The organism is Roseburia sp. 1XD42-69 (genome assembly GCF_003612565.1).
Taxonomy (GTDB): domain Bacteria; phylum Bacillota; class Clostridia; order Lachnospirales; family Lachnospiraceae; genus Roseburia_B.
In genome coordinates this window covers 1-15,538 of the sequence record NZ_RAZG01000068.1, presented here as the reverse complement: position 1 = coordinate 15,538, position 15,538 = coordinate 1, and the positions used below count along the sequence as shown (strand labels likewise).

Sequence of the window (15,538 nt, the reverse complement as noted above, 5' to 3'; positions counted from 1 at the left end):
GGAGAGATACATGAAATTCAACGGTAAACGATATATAACATCACATTAGAATCTTTCGTGAAACAACCCTACAATAAGACAAGATAGGGTGGAAATGTTGTGGTTCCCGTGGTAAACTATGTATGGTTATATATTATGCTGCCAATTAGATATCAGTTTATTTTACATTTTACCATACAGAACAGGAGTTTTTAACATGAAGTTACAGCAATTATTAAGTTATACCAGAAAGGCTGTGGATGATTATCAGATGATAGAAACGGATGACAGCATCGCAGTGGGCATTTCCGGGGGCAAGGACAGTTTAACTTTACTTTATGCCTTAAAGCATTTACAGCGGTTTTATCCCATCCCTTTTTCTATAACTGCCATTACCGTTGACCTGGGTTTTGAGGGATTTGACTTAACCCCCATCACAGCCCTATGTAAGGAACTTGATGTGCCATATGAGATCGTTCCTACGGATATCGCCAAAATTGTTTTTCAGGAGAAAAAGGATACCTCCCCCTGCTCCCTTTGTGCTAAAATGCGGAAAGGAGCGTTAAATGACAAAATTAAGGCTCTAGGATGTAATAAAGTGGCCTATGCCCATCACAAGGACGACATTGTGGAAACCATGCTGCTCTCCTTGATTTATGAAGGGCGTTTCCACTCTTTTTCCCCCGTCACCTACCTTGACCGTATGGACTTGACACTAATCCGTCCCCTCATGTATGTCCCGGAAGCGGATATTATAGGGTTTCAAAATAAATTTAACCTTCCCACTGTAAAAAATCCCTGTCCCCAGGATGGAGTTACAAAAAGGGAATATGTAAAACAACTGCTCCGCCAGCTGAACCTGGAAAATCCCGGTGTGAAAAACCGCATGTTTACCGCCATTGTAAATGGAAAAATGGAAGGATGGCCGGATAAATCAAACCTGAAAAGAGAGGAATAGCTTATGAAAAAGGATAAAGCTTATTTTGAAAAAGTAAATATTGAAAATGAATTAAAGCTTAGGGAACATTTAAAGGCCCTGCCCCACTTCTGCCGGGACTTTTTTATAGGCATTGAGCCCACCACCTCCTCCCGCACCAGAATTGCCTACGCCTACGACCTGGGGATTTTCTTTGAATATATGCATGAAAATAATCCTGTCTGTAAAAAGATAGATATCACGGAATTTCCCGTTACACTTTTAGATGAAATTAAGTCTCAGGATATTGAAGAATACCTTAACTGGTTAAAATATTACGTCAAAGACGACATGGAGCACACCAACAATGAACGGGGAATTTCCCGGAAACTGGCCAGCCTGAGAAGTTTCTACAACTTCTTTTTCCGCACGGAGCGGATTAAAAGCAACCCTGCGGAATTAGTAAAAATGCCCAAACTTCACGAAAAAGCCATTGTCCGCCTGGATGTGGATGAGGTGGCTATCCTGTTAGATGAAGTGGAGTCCGGTGAAAATTTAACCACGCGGCAGAAAGCCTACCATGCCCAGACAAAAAAACGGGATTTGGCACTTCTTACCCTGCTGTTAGGCACGGGAATCCGTGTATCGGAATGTGTGGGTTTGGATTTGACGGATATTGATTTTAAAAATAACGGCCTGAAAGTTCACCGGAAAGGGGGATATGAGGCTATTGTATACTTTGGGGATGAAGTGGCGGAAGCTTTAATGGATTATATGAACGAACGTGAAAAAGTTATTCCGGTAGAAGGAAGCGCCAATGCGCTTTTTCTCTCCATGCAGAAAAAAAGAATCAGTGTGCGCTCCGTGGAAAACCTGGTTAAAAAATACTCCCAGCTTGTCACCACGTTAAAAAATATTACACCCCACAAGCTGAGAAGCACCTACGGCACCACCTTGTATCAGGAAACCGGGGATATTTATCTTGTTGCGGATGTGTTAGGGCACAAAGATGTAAATACCACCCGGAAACACTATGCAGCCCAGGCGGATGAACGCCGGAGACAGGCTGCAAAAGTGGTACGCTTACGGGACAAGTAGTGCAGTATTTGCTGAAATGACTTCCTGAATCTGTTTTTCCACTAAAAGGGCAACTTCCGCCGTTTTCATATGTTTATACTCCTCATAATACAGCGGCTTTAAGTAATGCACCTGGGTGGTGATTTTCTTGAAGGTGAAGCTGTTAAACACTTTATAAGAGTCAATTAAAGCAACCGGAACAATAGGCGCCTTTGCCTTAAAGGCAGACTTAAAGCTCCCGGCTTTAAAGGATGCCACCTTGTTCTGGTTGTTAAATTCATAGCCTCCCTCGGGAAATAAAATATAGCGCTTTCCCTCAGCCACATCTGCAGCCACTTCATTAATAATCTCGAGAGCCTGCCTTACATTATCTTTCTCCAGACGCTTTCCCTGCAGAAGATCAATAAACTCTTTTACCAGAATCGTATTGCTCTTTTTCTTATCCATAACAATGGAGCAGGGCTGCCTGTGGGTATGGATAATCCCCAGTGCGTCGTATTTACCCTGATGATTGGGATACATAATATAACCGCTCTCCTGGGGCAGATTTTCCGTTCCAAATGCTTTCGTGTGAATCTTGCCGGAACATTTCATCAGCCGCACAACATGGCGGCATAAATTATAGCGCTCCTCCTCAGAATACCGCTCCGGATGCATGGATTCTTTCCGCATCTTAGGTATAATGTAAGGGGCCCGAAATAAGTTCATAATGATAACAAAAATAAATCTCAACATGGTTTACACTCCTTAGACGCAACAGCCTGTTAAACAAAACCATTGCCCTTAAACACTCATATTATATCCTGTTTCAGCAGAAAAAACAAGGAATATATGTTAAAACCATGGATTAACGAAATTTAAAATGAACCTATGAAAAACGGACAAAATTTATAAAATATCATCGGAATAATAGGGAATTGTCAGATATTCTCCCGCATGAATTTTATCTCCCCTTAAGTGATTCAGGTATTTTACCTCACCGATATATTCGCTGATGTCCCCATACTCCGGAGTAATATATTGGTTGGCAATATCCCACAAGGTATCTCCTTTCTCCACCACAATGCTGGTATAATATTTATAACCAGAAGGAAGCTCTTTTGCTTTTGCTGACATGGTAAAAATACTGCTCACTGCCAATATGGCAGTGATAAGGGCCGCCGTCCCTGCGATAAAAATTAGATTTTTCTCCTTGAAACTGTTTTCTTTCATACTTTACCCCCCATATGCAATCATTTGTTCCGAACATTTGTTTTGTGTTTTTATTATATTACCCGAACATAGGTTTGTCAATATGGTTTCCGAACAAATTTTCGGAATATCTGTTTGCTTTTTTCTTTGGGATATGTTATGATAAATATAATTTATAATCTGTTTTTACAGGAAGGAGATTTACATGTCATACGGAAAAATCAGTCAGAAACAGAAAGAGATTTTAGAATACATTAAGCAGGAAATCCAAAAAAAAGGATATCCCCCTGCTGTGAGGGAGATTTGCGAAGCGGTTCATTTAAAATCTACCTCCTCTGTCCACTCCCACTTGGAGACGTTGGAGAAAAACGGATATATCCGCAGAGACCCTACCAAACCCAGGGCTATTGAGATTATGGACGACACTTTTAACCTCACAAGGCGTGAAGTGGTAAACGTACCAATGGTGGGAAGGGTTGCCGCAGGGGAGCCAATTCTTGCAACGGAAAATGTGGAGAATTATTTTCCCATTCCCGCAGAGTTTATGCCAAATGAAAAAACCTTCATGTTGAAAGTAAAAGGGGAAAGCATGATAAATGCCGGAATTTTTGACGGGGATAACATTCTTGTAAAACAGCAGTCCACCGCCTCCAACGGGGATATGGTCGTAGCCTTGGTGGAGGATTCCGCCACAGTGAAGACTTTTTATAAGGAGGAGGGCCATTACCGTCTCCAGCCGGAAAATGACACGATGGATCCTATTATTGTGGAACAGGTTGATATTTTGGGGAAAGTATTCGGTGTATTCCGGTTCTTTTAAAATGGGATTTCTGCACAAAGAACCCCTGGCGGCTTTTTCTTATGGAAAACCGTCAGGGGTCAATTCACACAAAACTATAAAAATCCGTATTTTTTACAATTCTTCCGGCTCTATTAGAATGCCGTCCCTCCAAATCCTTTCCAGATCGTAAAACAATCTGTCCTCCTTGGAAAAGATATGCACGATAATATCGCCGTAATCCATTAAAATCCAGGTAGAATGGGCATTTCCCTCCACCTGCTTCACATGAAGGCCCGCTTTGTAAAATGCCTCGTCCACAGCCTCCTGCATTGCCGCAAGCTGGTTTTGGTTTTCTCCGTCCGCCAGGATAAAGTAATCCGCAATCACAGATATCTCCCGGATATCAATCACTTTAACATCCCCGGCCTTTTTATCCGCCAGGGCATCACATGCCAATTTTGCAAGTTCTCTTGTATTCATAAACCAATCCTCTCTAATTTGCTAAAAGCTTTTGATAATATTCATATGTTTCATGGGTTTTCCTGTCCACTGTGCCGCTTTTTTGATTGAGATAATTTAATGTGTCATGTAATATTTTAAGGACAGCCATATCTATGTTGTGAAAGGCTAAATGCCGTATTTCCGTGAGATTTGGCGCCTTATCCCTGTGAGGTTCTATATAATCTGACACAAATATGATTTTATCTAACAGGTTCATATCCGCTTCCCCTGTAGTGTGTACGGAAATGGCATGAAGTATGTCCGCATCTTCTACTCCGTATTTTGATTTTGCCAGAAACGCCCCCAGTTTCGCATGGAGTAAAAAGGGATTTTCCTTTTCCACATCCGACATGTAAAGATGATTTTTTTCACACAGCTTTACTTTATCACTGTTTGGTATACATTTGGCACAATCGTGCAAAAGTCCGGCAAACATGGCCTGTTCCGTATCTGTCCCGTAGGCCATGGCAAGGCAGGAGGCGGTATACATTACGCCTAAGGTATGTTGGTAACGCTCTTTGTCCAATTCTTTTTTTAATTTCTTTTTGATAGACTGCAGTTTTTCTGTCATAAGATTCCCCCTGTATAGATTTTCTCCCTGTATATAAACTCCCTCACCTCATCGGGAACAAGGTAGCGGACAGAATGATTTTTCTTCAGCCTTTCCCGGATACTGCGGGAGGACACAGAAAAATTAGGGGAGTGGAGCATATGGATTTTTGCCTGATAAAGTTCACTTAATTCCTCTATTGTCTCTCTCATTTCAAGCCCCGCCATCTCATCTCTCACCGCAGCCAAAATCACCGCATATTTACAGATTAACCCAGGCTCTCTCCAGGAACTAAAATCCTTTAGGGAATCCCCTCCCATAATAAAGTAAAGCCTGGAATCGTCATAGAGTTTCCATAATTTTTCCAAAGTGGCATAGGTATAATTTACCCCCTGATTTTTCACCTCCATATCACAAAAGCAAAATTTTTCATTGGAGGCAATGGCCAGCTTAACCATATGGCAGCGTTTCTCCGCATCCGTCACAAGCTCTTCCTGTTTATGGGGTGATTTTCCGGTGGGCACAAATAAGACCTTGTCCAGTTGAAACTCATCCGCTGCACTTTGGGCAATCAAAAGATGGCCATAGTGAATGGGGTCAAATGTCCCCCCCATAATCCCGATTTTCTGCTGTCTCATTTCCATAATAAAATCTCCTGCATTTATGTTTTCGGCAGTTCAATGACAGGCTTCTTTTTTGAAACACGGAACAATACAATTTTTTTCCCGATAACCTGGACAACTTGGGAACGGGTGCGCTCTGCTATCATCTCCGACAGCTCTTTCGGGTCGTCTGCACAGTTTTTTAAAACGGAAATTTTGATTAATTCCCTTTTTTCCAAAGCTGCATCCACCGCCTCAATAATCTCCGATGTCAATGAGGATTTCCCAATCTGAAAAATCGGCGATATGCTGCTTGCCATTTTCATAAGATAGGCTCTTTGCTTACTGTTTAACATCTCTTTCCTCCCCTATTTGTAATAGTCGAATGCATGGCCGTACATCCGCACGGTATCACCGTCTGTAATTCCAAGTTTCTCTAACTCCTCCAAAATCCCCTGATCCTTTAAAAATTTCTGGAAAAAGAGAAAACCCTTTTCGGAATCGATATTGGTGTACCCCAGCATTTTCTCAATCTTTGGCCCTTCCACCACAAATGTGCCATCCTCATCTTTTTCCACAGTGAATGGCTCGTCTTTTAAGGCATACATAGAAAGGTCAAATTCCGGCTCGTACACAATGGGGACGTCATCCATCTCTTCCAGAAGATGGCTCACATGGTATATCAATTCCTTTAAGCCTTTGCCGCTTACCGCAGAAATGGGAAACACTTTTATCCCCTCCGGTTCAAATTCTTCCTTTAACCGGGAAATAGTATCATTTTCATTCCCATAGATAGCGTCAATTTTATTTGCCGCAATCACTTGGGGCTTTTTTAAAAGCTCAGGGTTGTAGGCTTTTAGTTCCCTGTTAATTGCCTGTATATCCTCAAAAGGGTCCCGCCCCTCCACAGAAGCGGCATCCACCATGTGAATCATGACTTTTGTTCGCTCAATATGGCGCAAAAATTCGTGGCCCAAACCCACTCCCTCCGATGCGCCTTCAATTAAGCCGGGGATATCTGCAATGACAAACCCTTTCCCCCCCTCCATATCCACCACCCCTAGATTGGGCTGCAATGTGGTAAAGTGATAGTTTGCAATTTTAGGCTGTGCTTTCGTAACCCGGGATAAAAGTGTGGATTTTCCCACATTTGGGAAGCCCACAAGGCCTACGTCTGCAATGACTTTAAGCTCTAATAGTACCTCCAGTTCAATGGAATCCTGCCCCGGTTTTGCATATTTGGGGGCCTGCATGGTAGGGGTGGCAAAATGCTGGTTCCCAAGTCCGCCTCTGCCGCCTCTTAAGATTATCTGCCTTCTGTTTTCCCCTGACATATCCGCAATCACTTTTCCCGAAACGGCTTCTTTAATCACGGTCCCCTCCGGAACCTTTAAGATTAAGTCCTCACCGTTTTTCCCGTGGCAGTTTCTTTTTCCGCCCTCCTCACCGTTTCCGGCGGAAAATTTGTGTTTGTAGCGGTAGTCGCTTAAGGTATTCATGCCATCGTCCACCTGGAAGATAATATCTCCTCCATTGCCGCCGTCTCCCCCGTCGGGGCCGCCGTTCGGCACATATTTTTCCCTGCGGAAACTCACATGCCCATTTCCGCCCTTTCCTGATTTTATTACAATTTTTGCTCTGTCAGCAAACATATTTTTTCTCCTGATATACAATGATAGAAAAATAGACCTGGCTTTTGCCGGGTCTATTCTTATGCTTTTATTCGTTGCTGGCTACTGGATAAACGGAAGCCTGTTTCTTATCTCTTCCTTTTCTCTCAAACCTTAATACACCATCGACTTTCGCAAATAAAGTGTCATCACCGCCGATACCTACATTTGTACCTGGATGAATCTTTGTTCCACGCTGTCGGTACAAAATATTGCCAGCTTTTACGAACTGTCCGTCTGCCCTCTTTGCCCCTAATCTCTTAGATTCGGAATCACGGCCGTTCTTTGTAGAACCAACCCCTTTTTTATGAGCAAAAAACTGAAGGTTCATTTTTAACATAATCTTACACCTCCTTGAAGTTAAGAGTCATATAATCCTGATAGTTCTCTTGTATTCCCTGTAAGCCCAAAACCAATGAGCGCATCAAAAGCTCTGCGTCTTCATCCACCGGCATCTCCAAAAGCATCTTCAGATCTCCCGTCTCCTCCTTGGAATCCACGGAAAATTTTGCATCGGTAAAAGAAGAAATAGAATTTATCGTATTAATCGTCAGCACAGAAATGGCTGAACATACGATATCTTCCCCCGCTTTGGCATAACCTGCATGTCCTTTGCAGGAAAAACCTACATAAGAATGATTCTTGTCCTGAAAAACCGTTACAATAGTCATAACAATTTTCCCTGAAATTACCCGTTAATCTTTTCGATTTTTACCTGGGTAAAAGCCTGCCTGTGGCCCTGCTTTTTGTGATAGCCGGTTTTTCTCTTATACTTGTAAACGATTACTTTTTTGCCTCTGCCCTCTTTTACCACAGAAGCCTCAACAGTTGCGTTTGCTACGTCTGCTCCCACTTTTAACCCGTTGTCAGACACGGCAATCACCTGATCAAAAGTAACTTTCTGTCCAGCTTCCACTCCCAATTTCTCAATGGTAATGATATCGCCTTCGGATACTTTGTACTGTTTACCACCTGTTGCTATAACTGCGTACATATGGCACCTCCTATTATCATTACTCGCCAGCTTCGGTACTGAAAGGTTCAGATTTAAAACCTCACTGTGCGGCATACTCATATATAATACAGGAAGAAATTGTATTTGTCAAGGAATTTTTCCTATTCCTACCGCATACGATACTATTCCACCTGCTCCCACAAAGGTTTCTTTAACTTTTTCCTGGTAATCTCCGCTAACCCCAGCTTTGTAAAGTCCAGGAAAGCGGCAGGGACAGGATCGGCTTTTAAATGTTCCTTTAATGTCTGTGCCAAAAGGGCTTCATCCTCCTTTGAACCCATATTGATGAAGTCTACAATACAGATGCCTGAAATGTTTCTAAGGCGGAGCTGCCTTGCAATTTCCTCTGCTGCCTCTAAGTTTACCCTCTTAAAGTAATCCTTTGCATTGCCCTTTATGGCCTTCCCGCTGTTTACGTCAATTACCGTAAGGGCTTCCGTGGGCTGGATAACCAGATACGCCCCGGAGTTTAACCAGACACGTTCCTTTAAGGCATCTTCTATTTTATGCCTTAAACCATAAAGGTTAGAAAGGGACAGCATGGAATCCTGATATAATTTCACCTTAGAAGCCAAAGGTTCTTTTCCCTGGAAAAATCCTAAAATCTCCTGATAAATATCCTCCTCATCCGTCACAATCTGTTCCACCTCATCCAAATCCATTCCCTTTAAGAAGTTCATGTAATTTCCAGGGGATTTTAAGAGGATACTGTAACAATTTCTGTATTTGTAAGTCTCCTTAAAATGACTGAATTGTTTTGAAATTGAATTATATTCTTCCAATAGTACGGCATCTGCATGTTTTCCTGCATTTGTCCTTACAATCAGTCCAAAATCCTCTCCTGTTCTATCATAAAACAAGTCTCGGAAGCGGCTTTTTATTTCTTCCGGAAGCTTTTTGGAAATCCCAAGCCTTGTATTTTCCGTGGTAAGCACCACAAACTCCCCCTGCCAGGTCAGCTTGGCTGAAACCGTAGGGGCTTTTGTTTTCACCGCCTCTTTTATCACCTGAACCGCCAGCTCGTCCCCCTCGGTGAGTTTCCCTTCCCTGCTCTGACGCACAAAAAAAGGGGCTTTTGCATCTGCAAGTGAAAGATATGTCCTCTGTCCCGGGGCAATTTCTACAAAAGCCGCATTTATTTTTTCTACAATACGGGAAATTTTTCCCACGTAAATATTTCCCAGTATAGATTCTTTTTTCGTATTCTCACAGGATACTTCTGTCAGTCTATTGTCAGAAAACAAAGCTGTCACCAGATATTTTCTGTCCTTTAAAATTTCTTTTGTGATAACGACCCGTTTACTCAATTACTTCCCCCATCTCTCCAAGTGACACCAGCCTCTCCCCTTCCCATCCATACACATCCAGCCTGTGAATCTGAATGGACAGCGGGTCAAGCACAAGGGCCACAGACTGATAAAAGGCTTCCAGTACAAGTTCCGGCTTTACATTATCCGTACTTCCCGTACAGACCTTAAGGTAAAATACAGGTTTACCCTCTTCATGATAAATCTTAAAGTCATACAAAAGCTTCTTTAAGTCCATCACCTTTTCGCTTTTTTTCGTCTGCTTTGTAATAAGTATCTCTGAAGGTTCCACATAAAACTTCCGGTAAGCCTCCTCATAATTTACCTGAGGCACTTCATATCCATTCTTAAGGTAAACCTTATAATCCGCCGCCGCCACAAGGGACATGGCCTTTTTATCCGTATCCTTTAACTTCCGGTAGGAGGTCACTTCAATGCCTTCTACCATAACTTCATTTAATTTTTTAAGGGATATGGCGGAATTTTCCGTAGAATTCACCTCAATATCCACATACTCCCCGTCACTGGTGATACCCACCCCAAGGGGGGCTGCAAAGGACATAATCTGGTGGGGGCTAAATCCCCCGGAATAGGCGATATCAATCCCTCCCCGGCGCATACATTTCTGAAAGTAGCGCATAATATCCAGGTGCCCGATAAATTTCATCGCACCGTATTTTCGGAATTTCATTCTAATCTTCAACCCGCAAAACCTCCCCTGTATTTAATCCATAGAGGTATCTTAGCAGAAACAGGCGGAAGGCACAAGTACATCTGCTGTTTTTTATTGAGCATTTCCTTATTTTTGCTTATCATAATAAAAAATGCAAATCGGGAGAAAAATTATGCATTTTACATTTTAGTCCACAATGGCATACAATTGCTTGCCGTGATTAACCACATGCTGTCAGAAGAGCTGGGGGAAGAAAAGGGATATTTTACCTTAAAGAAGGTGGATGTTCTGCGGCATATCCCATTGGAAGATATTTTCTATTTTGAGATTACGGAAAACCACAAATATCACAAGAATGTCACCAGATCTACCAACTCCGACAAAATAACAAGTGGAAATGTCACAAAACGGTGACATTTGAAAAACCGGGGAAAAATTCCCCGGTTTTTCAAGCCATAATATTTATTCTGCGGTTCTTAACCGCTCGACTACTGATCCATTGTTAAAGAAATGCAGCGCAACGGCAGGAATGACCGTTGCCAGAAATACATAGACCAAGGCCACGATCAAAGCAGGAGCCAGCGTAAAGTGCATGGTAAAGTACCACATGGATGGCGCGTTTAAGGCATTTCCCAGGACTGTCAGCGCAAATATTGCCGCAATCATGCTGCCGACTATATCTGCTCCTGCGGCATAATATAAACCCTCATAGACCATTAAACGGCGAAGCTGCCGGTTTGTCATACCAATGCTCTGCATTGTAGCAAATTCGTTGCGGCGGGTAATAATGCTGGTAATCATCATATTGGTAAAGTTAATCAGCCCGGCAAAAGCCATAATCGCCGCAATCATACCACCCACCAGCAAAACCGTGTTTTGAACCGAATTTGTGTACTGTTTCAGCACTTCGGTGGAAGTATAGGCAACGGTGGGGTTGCTTGCTGTGAAATTATTCAAAAAGGCTTCTATTTGTGCTTCCTGTCCCTCGGACACATTAAACCCATAACTGAATATGGTCGGATTATCGTAGATCTGCATAAACATACTGTCGGCCATGTAGAGGCGCGGAGCATCTTTCCCAATTTTAGTTTCTGCGGAGGTTGATGAAGCGGTTTCTATTTCTGTGCCTACAACCTTTGCCCTTGCAAGGATCGTAAAAGTCTTAAACAGTTCTCCATCTTTATAGAAAGAAATACTGTCCCCTACTTGTAGCTGTTCTGTAAGCGGTGTTTCTTTTGGCTCTCCGGTCAGTCTGTCCATGGAACATCCAAGTATAACATATTCCCCGGACTGCATTTTCTGTTTTAGGACTTCTGCATCTTGTTCGCCATCGAAGATCGTCAGGTCAGAGAAGAATTGTTCAGACGCCCCATAAATATTCCCATAAAAAAGATTTTCCGTTTCAGGCGCAGCAGCCATAGAATAGTTGCCATAGGCTTTATTGATACGGCCATCATCTTCTTTCCAAGTACCTGTGCAAGATATATTCTCAATACCATAATCAACCAACACATTTGTTTCGTCCAGGGTATTGCGGTAAAGGCTTCTCCCGTTTTCTATTCCCGGCTGTTGATTGATGAAATCAATAACGGATGTTGGCAGTTCATCCGAATGGTATCGGAACCCCTCGTAAACATTGGCTACAATAGAGTTATAAATCGTGTAGTCTGTTTTTGTGTTGCGGCTGATAAATTTTTCTTCATCAATACTCTGCGTGATAACAACAGCCGAGTTGACAAAAACAATGCACAGCAGCAAGGAAATGATAATAAATACCGAACGCCGTTTGTTTCGTCCAAAGTTAGACAAAGCCATGCGGGACAGTTTGGCTCCTTGTGCCCGTTTAATGGGTTTCCGCTTGAAATTTCCTTGTTCTGTATAGCGAACAGCCTCTAACGGCGATACCTTTGCCGCTCTTTTTGCAGGTTTCCGCGTGCTGATATATACAGTCAAAATTGTAAACATGGACGCAATAACAAAAATTAGAGGGGAGGTTGAAACCTGCAAAGCTGACATTACAGACTTGTGTTCAGAGCTGAAAAGGCTCATTGCCACTGGCAGCACCAGCCATCCAGCAAGGAAACCAGTTGCTAACCCAATAGGTAAACTTATAAGGGTAAGGCAGAGCGCCTGCCGGTTTACCAATTTTTTAATTTGGCGGGAGGATGTTCCGATTGTCCGCAGCAAACCATATTGTCGTACATCCTGCATGACAGAAATATCAAAGACGTTGTAAATCAGCAGATAACCACATACCACAAATAAAAGCGCAAATACCACAGCAAATAAAATTGTTTCCCTTGATGTCATTCCCTGTGTCATTTGATTTTCGCTGCAAAGGATATAATTATCTGCCTCCATGTTTTCGGGGTCGCCGCCGACCATATATGCAAAATCCTCCAACTGGCCTTTTATATTAACCTTGTTTTTCAGTACCACATCGGAAAAAATAAGCCCTGCCATTTCCCCGTCCGCTGCATAGGTGTTTTTGAACAATTCAGGGTTTTCTTCTACAAACTGCTCTGATACAATTATCCGGCTAACGGTGTCGTTATTATCCTCCCACCAACCGGAAAGCACCATATTATAGTGATAAGTCCGGCCCCGCACTTCAAATTCTATGGGAACCGAAGCGCCAATCTTAGCTTCAACGCCTAACGCCTTGAGCGCACGGTCAGTAGTGGTAATCTCATTCGCCTGCTGGGGTACGGCTCCGTGCGTTGGCGCACAGAATGTTAATTCCTGCTGTATGCTGTCAGCATAGTTGATTTCAACAGTATGGCCAATAGGATTGCTGGCATACGCAAGGAAACGTCTGTGTCCTGCTTCCTGAATGAAATCACTCTCGACGAGCTGCCGATACTGTTCTTCTGTCATATAGCCCAGCGTACCATCCGCCTTGCTTCCCTTTTGCATAAACATGGAAAGCTGCAAGGACGAAGTCATATTAAATGCGAGAGAGATAATAGAGGTGAATAGAAACGCTGTCATCGTGATAGCCAGGATTGCAGTAACATTCCGCACCCTGTTTTTCTTGAAATACTTTTTTGAAAGGCTTCTGATTATTTTTGTATTGTTATTTCCAAAGAGAATATCGTTCATGTCCCTGCCCTCCTTTACTGTACGATTTTACCGTCCTCAATACGAACAATGCGGTCGGCAAGCTGGGCGATCTCGTTGTTGTGGGTAATCATCACCAGCGTTTGACGGAAATGGTTGCTGGTTACTTTCAAAAGCCCTAACACATCGCTGCTCGTCCGGCTGTCCAGATTGCCGGTCGGTTCGTCAGCCAGTACGATGGCCGGTTTTGTAATGAGCGCACGGGCAATGGCGACACGTTGCTGCTGTCCCCCGGACAGGTTGCCCGGCATACTGTTCAGTTTGTCCCCCAAGGCCAGCAGACGCACTACTTCATCCATGAATTTCTTGTCTACCGTATCTCCGTCCAGTTCCACGGGCAGGACAATATTTTCATAGACGTTTAGAACAGGGACAAGGTTGTAGTTCTGGAAAATAAAGCCGATGTTGCGCCTGCGGAAAATGGTAAGCTGTTCGTCGTTCAACTCGGCCAACTCCTTGCCTTTCACTTTGATACTGCCGGAGGTCGGAATATCCAGACCGCCCATCATATTCAGCAGGGTAGACTTGCCGCTGCCGGAGGTTCCGACAATGGCGACAAATTCTCCCTGCTCGATAGCGAGGGTCACGCCGTCCAGCGCCTTTGTGATGTTCGGCTCCGTTCCGTAGTATTTTTTGAGGTCAGTTGCTTGCAAAATGCTCATGGGTTGCACCATCCTTTCTGTGATGCAGCCATTCTAACAGCCAATTCTCACAGAAATGTCACGGACAGAAGTTTTTTCGCTTTGAAATGTCACAATTTTGTGACATTTCAAAGTCTTTCATTTGTGCGAATAAAAATATTTATTGGTCTTGTTCGTGAATTGCTCGTAACGCTAAAAACACTCCAAAAATTCCAGTTAATATAATGGAGATTATCCCAATTATAAAATAAGGGTTTTCCACTTGATAGACTGATACCAAAGAAACTGCTGTCCAAGGTATAATGCTGGCGGGTATCATCATTTCCATAGAAATGTTAAACCCTCCAAGTAAAATTCCAGTAAATCCAAGCGTTACGAGAATAGAGGGATAAAAAAGTTTTCTTTGTAATAGTGTTATCCATAATAAGGGGGTTAATGTCACAAAGTTCAACAATCCGAATTTAGTAAACATAGCAACAATCAGTTTTGCAAATTCGACATTAAATTGCGTTGGATATAGAATATTGCTCCCCAATATTGTAACAATTTCTATATATATCAGTATTGCAACATACCATAAAAACCAAGCCGCTAATTTTACAAATACAAAGGACGTTCTTGAAACAGCAGATGTAAGTATGTTGGTTAATGCCCCGGATTGATATTCTTTCTGAACTAAGTTAGTAATTATAAATCCGCTAAGTGCAGATAAAATTAAAAAGTCAATCAAACAGCAATTTGATATCCAAGCCGTAATTTCATCTGGCGGCATTGACAGGAATTTATCTTTAATGATTATTAAAATCGGTACGAATACAGAAATGATTGTTCCTGTATAAAACATGGTATCTTTTTTCAGTTTTAGAAACTCTGATTTAAGAATATTAAGCAATTCCCTCACCCCCTGTTATACGTTTGAAATAATCTTCCAAAATCTCCTCGCAAGTATGTGCTTCCGATACTTCTAAGCCATTTTCCACAAAGGCTGTTACTATTTTTCCAACCGATAAATTAAGATTATACAGTCGTAAATTGTGGTCGTCCTGTATAGAAAAGCGTTTTTCATGGAAATTACACTCTAAAATTCTTGCCGCTTGTTCTGTATCAGAAAGAATGAAATGGATATATTTACCGTTTCTCTGTTCTAATTCCATAAGATTATCTTCTCCCATCAATACTCCGTGGTCGATAATTCCAATATCATCAGCCAGTAAAGAGATTTCAGAAAGAATATGACTGGAAATGAGAATGGTTTTTCCCTCTTTTTCACATAGTTTCCGCAACAATACGCGAACCTCCGCAATACCAATAGGGTCAAGCCCGTTAATCGGCTCGTCAAGAATTAAAAGTTCCGGGTCGTGCATGATTGCAAGGGCAATCGCCAACCGCTGTTTCATGCCAAGAGAATATTGAGAAAATATTTTTTTATCTTTATAAGGTAACTTGTGAGTTAAAAGTTTGTACCACTAAGAAGCCAGAAAATCCCAGTGTTTTTCTGACTCTTCCTGTAGCTCA

Annotated in this window: 19 protein-coding genes and 1 pseudogene; 4 read left to right on the top strand and 16 right to left on the bottom strand. The window is 42.4% G+C overall.

Annotated elements, in window-relative coordinates; translation table 11 throughout:
* Window positions 1-196: 196 nt before the first annotated feature.
* A complete protein-coding gene (locus D7Y06_RS20440) occupies window positions 197-937 on the top strand; it encodes a tRNA lysidine(34) synthetase (RefSeq protein WP_120409505.1) in 741 nt (246 codons plus the stop codon).
* Between the two features lie 3 nt (window positions 938-940).
* Window positions 941-1,993, top strand: coding sequence for a tyrosine-type recombinase/integrase (locus D7Y06_RS20435; RefSeq protein WP_120409504.1), 1,053 nt, complete (start codon window positions 941-943; stop codon window positions 1,991-1,993).
* Here D7Y06_RS20435 and D7Y06_RS20430 read toward each other — a convergent pair.
* The gene (locus D7Y06_RS20430; protein ID WP_120409503.1) at window positions 1,979-2,707 is read right to left on the bottom strand and encodes a lysophospholipid acyltransferase family protein; all 729 of its coding nucleotides are present in this window, start codon (window positions 2,705-2,707) and stop codon (window positions 1,979-1,981) included. The two genes, D7Y06_RS20435 and D7Y06_RS20430, sit on opposite strands and share 15 nt — an antisense overlap.
* Before the next feature lie 153 nt (window positions 2,708-2,860).
* Window positions 2,861-3,184 (bottom strand): LysM peptidoglycan-binding domain-containing protein, encoded by a 324-nt coding sequence (locus D7Y06_RS20425; protein WP_120409502.1) that lies wholly within the window; start codon window positions 3,182-3,184, stop codon window positions 2,861-2,863.
* Between the two features lie 184 nt (window positions 3,185-3,368).
* On the opposite strand from D7Y06_RS20425, the gene lexA reads away from it, so the two are divergent.
* Window positions 3,369-3,983 (top strand): transcriptional repressor LexA, encoded by a 615-nt coding sequence (gene lexA / locus D7Y06_RS20420; protein WP_120409501.1) that lies wholly within the window; start codon window positions 3,369-3,371, stop codon window positions 3,981-3,983.
* A 93-nt stretch (window positions 3,984-4,076) separates the two neighbouring features.
* Here the strand turns inward: lexA and rsfS are convergent, their stop codons facing one another.
* The 10 genes from rsfS to D7Y06_RS20370 form a co-directional block, all read right to left on the bottom strand.
* Window positions 4,077-4,424, bottom strand: coding sequence for a ribosome silencing factor (gene rsfS, locus D7Y06_RS20415; protein ID WP_120409500.1), 348 nt, complete (start codon window positions 4,422-4,424; stop codon window positions 4,077-4,079).
* Between the two features lie 13 nt (window positions 4,425-4,437).
* Window positions 4,438-5,016, bottom strand: coding sequence for a bis(5'-nucleosyl)-tetraphosphatase (symmetrical) YqeK (yqeK, locus tag D7Y06_RS20410; RefSeq protein WP_120409499.1), 579 nt, complete (start codon window positions 5,014-5,016; stop codon window positions 4,438-4,440).
* Complete coding sequence (gene nadD, locus D7Y06_RS20405; protein ID WP_120409498.1) at window positions 5,013-5,639, bottom strand: nicotinate-nucleotide adenylyltransferase; 627 nt, start codon at window positions 5,637-5,639, stop codon at window positions 5,013-5,015. The genes yqeK and nadD overlap by 4 nt, the downstream gene beginning before the upstream one ends.
* 17 nt (window positions 5,640-5,656) lie before the next feature.
* Complete coding sequence (gene yhbY / locus D7Y06_RS20400) at window positions 5,657-5,953, bottom strand: ribosome assembly RNA-binding protein YhbY (RefSeq protein WP_120409497.1); 297 nt, start codon at window positions 5,951-5,953, stop codon at window positions 5,657-5,659.
* 12 nt (window positions 5,954-5,965) lie between these two features.
* A complete protein-coding gene (gene obgE, locus D7Y06_RS20395) occupies window positions 5,966-7,249 on the bottom strand; it encodes a GTPase ObgE (RefSeq protein WP_120409496.1) in 1,284 nt (427 codons plus the stop codon).
* 67 nt (window positions 7,250-7,316) lie between these two features.
* The gene (gene rpmA, locus D7Y06_RS20390) at window positions 7,317-7,607 is read right to left on the bottom strand and encodes a 50S ribosomal protein L27 (RefSeq protein ID WP_120409495.1); all 291 of its coding nucleotides are present in this window, start codon (window positions 7,605-7,607) and stop codon (window positions 7,317-7,319) included.
* 4 nt (window positions 7,608-7,611) lie between these two features.
* Window positions 7,612-7,938, bottom strand: a complete 327-nt coding sequence (locus tag D7Y06_RS20385) for a ribosomal-processing cysteine protease Prp (protein ID WP_120409494.1) — start codon at window positions 7,936-7,938, stop codon at window positions 7,612-7,614.
* A gap of 17 nt (window positions 7,939-7,955) precedes the next feature.
* The gene (gene rplU / locus D7Y06_RS20380; RefSeq protein WP_120409493.1) at window positions 7,956-8,261 is read right to left on the bottom strand and encodes a 50S ribosomal protein L21; all 306 of its coding nucleotides are present in this window, start codon (window positions 8,259-8,261) and stop codon (window positions 7,956-7,958) included.
* 143 nt (window positions 8,262-8,404) lie between these two features.
* Complete coding sequence (locus D7Y06_RS20375) at window positions 8,405-9,589, bottom strand: ribonuclease E/G (protein ID WP_120409492.1); 1,185 nt, start codon at window positions 9,587-9,589, stop codon at window positions 8,405-8,407.
* On the bottom strand, window positions 9,582-10,292 hold the full coding sequence (locus D7Y06_RS20370) for a TIGR03936 family radical SAM-associated protein (protein ID WP_199714814.1): 711 nt from the start codon (window positions 10,290-10,292) through the stop codon (window positions 9,582-9,584). Before D7Y06_RS20370 ends, D7Y06_RS20375 begins: the two co-directional genes overlap by 8 nt.
* Window positions 10,293-10,394: 102 nt before the next feature.
* Here D7Y06_RS20370 and D7Y06_RS20365 point away from each other — a divergent pair, with 102 nt between their 5' ends.
* A complete protein-coding gene (locus D7Y06_RS20365) occupies window positions 10,395-10,676 on the top strand; it encodes a hypothetical protein (protein ID WP_158591438.1) in 282 nt (93 codons plus the stop codon).
* Between the two features lie 48 nt (window positions 10,677-10,724).
* On the opposite strand, the gene D7Y06_RS20360 is transcribed toward D7Y06_RS20365, so the two are convergent.
* The 4 genes and pseudogenes from D7Y06_RS20360 to D7Y06_RS20345 form a co-directional block, all read right to left on the bottom strand.
* Complete coding sequence (locus D7Y06_RS20360) at window positions 10,725-13,184, bottom strand: ABC transporter permease (RefSeq protein ID WP_243119422.1); 2,460 nt, start codon at window positions 13,182-13,184, stop codon at window positions 10,725-10,727.
* 194 nt (window positions 13,185-13,378) lie between these two features.
* Entirely contained in the window at window positions 13,379-14,044 is a 666-nt protein-coding gene (locus D7Y06_RS20355) for an ABC transporter ATP-binding protein (protein WP_120409488.1), read from the bottom strand.
* A 139-nt stretch (window positions 14,045-14,183) separates the two neighbouring features.
* Window positions 14,184-14,915 carry an ABC transporter permease gene (locus tag D7Y06_RS20350; protein WP_120409487.1) on the bottom strand — a complete coding sequence of 244 codons (732 nt, stop codon included), beginning with the start codon at window positions 14,913-14,915 and terminating at the stop codon, window positions 14,184-14,186.
* Window positions 14,908-15,465 (bottom strand): annotated as a pseudogene (locus tag D7Y06_RS20345) (ATP-binding cassette domain-containing protein); the annotation flags it as partial. The gene D7Y06_RS20350 and the pseudogene D7Y06_RS20345, both read right to left, overlap by 8 nt.
* Window positions 15,466-15,538: the final 73 nt, after the last annotated feature.

Bases quoted from the DNA above. Each gene is read 5' to 3' on its own strand.
- D7Y06_RS20385 (WP_120409494.1), bottom strand. From the start codon at position 7,938: ATGACTATTGTAACGGTTTTTCAGGACAAGAATCATTCTTATGTAGGT.
- D7Y06_RS20435 (WP_120409504.1), top strand. From the start codon at position 941: ATGAAAAAGGATAAAGCTTATTTTGAAAAAGTAAATATTGAAAATGAA.
- rpmA (WP_120409495.1), bottom strand. From the start codon at position 7,607: ATGTTAAAAATGAACCTTCAGTTTTTTGCTCATAAAAAAGGGGTTGGT.
- rsfS (WP_120409500.1), bottom strand. From the start codon at position 4,424: ATGAATACAAGAGAACTTGCAAAATTGGCATGTGATGCCCTGGCGGAT.
- D7Y06_RS20430 (WP_120409503.1), bottom strand. From the start codon at position 2,707: ATGTTGAGATTTATTTTTGTTATCATTATGAACTTATTTCGGGCCCCT.
- nadD (WP_120409498.1), bottom strand. From the start codon at position 5,639: ATGGAAATGAGACAGCAGAAAATCGGGATTATGGGGGGGACATTTGAC.
- D7Y06_RS20440 (WP_120409505.1), top strand. From the start codon at position 197: ATGAAGTTACAGCAATTATTAAGTTATACCAGAAAGGCTGTGGATGAT.
- yhbY (WP_120409497.1), bottom strand. From the start codon at position 5,953: ATGTTAAACAGTAAGCAAAGAGCCTATCTTATGAAAATGGCAAGCAGC.
- yqeK (WP_120409499.1), bottom strand. From the start codon at position 5,016: ATGACAGAAAAACTGCAGTCTATCAAAAAGAAATTAAAAAAAGAATTG.
- lexA (WP_120409501.1), top strand. From the start codon at position 3,369: ATGTCATACGGAAAAATCAGTCAGAAACAGAAAGAGATTTTAGAATAC.
- D7Y06_RS20360 (WP_243119422.1), bottom strand. From the start codon at position 13,184: ATGTTTATGCAAAAGGGAAGCAAGGCGGATGGTACGCTGGGCTATATG.
- obgE (WP_120409496.1), bottom strand. From the start codon at position 7,249: ATGTTTGCTGACAGAGCAAAAATTGTAATAAAATCAGGAAAGGGCGGA.
- rplU (WP_120409493.1), bottom strand. From the start codon at position 8,261: ATGTACGCAGTTATAGCAACAGGTGGTAAACAGTACAAAGTATCCGAA.
- D7Y06_RS20355 (WP_120409488.1), bottom strand. From the start codon at position 14,044: ATGAGCATTTTGCAAGCAACTGACCTCAAAAAATACTACGGAACGGAG.
- D7Y06_RS20425 (WP_120409502.1), bottom strand. From the start codon at position 3,184: ATGAAAGAAAACAGTTTCAAGGAGAAAAATCTAATTTTTATCGCAGGG.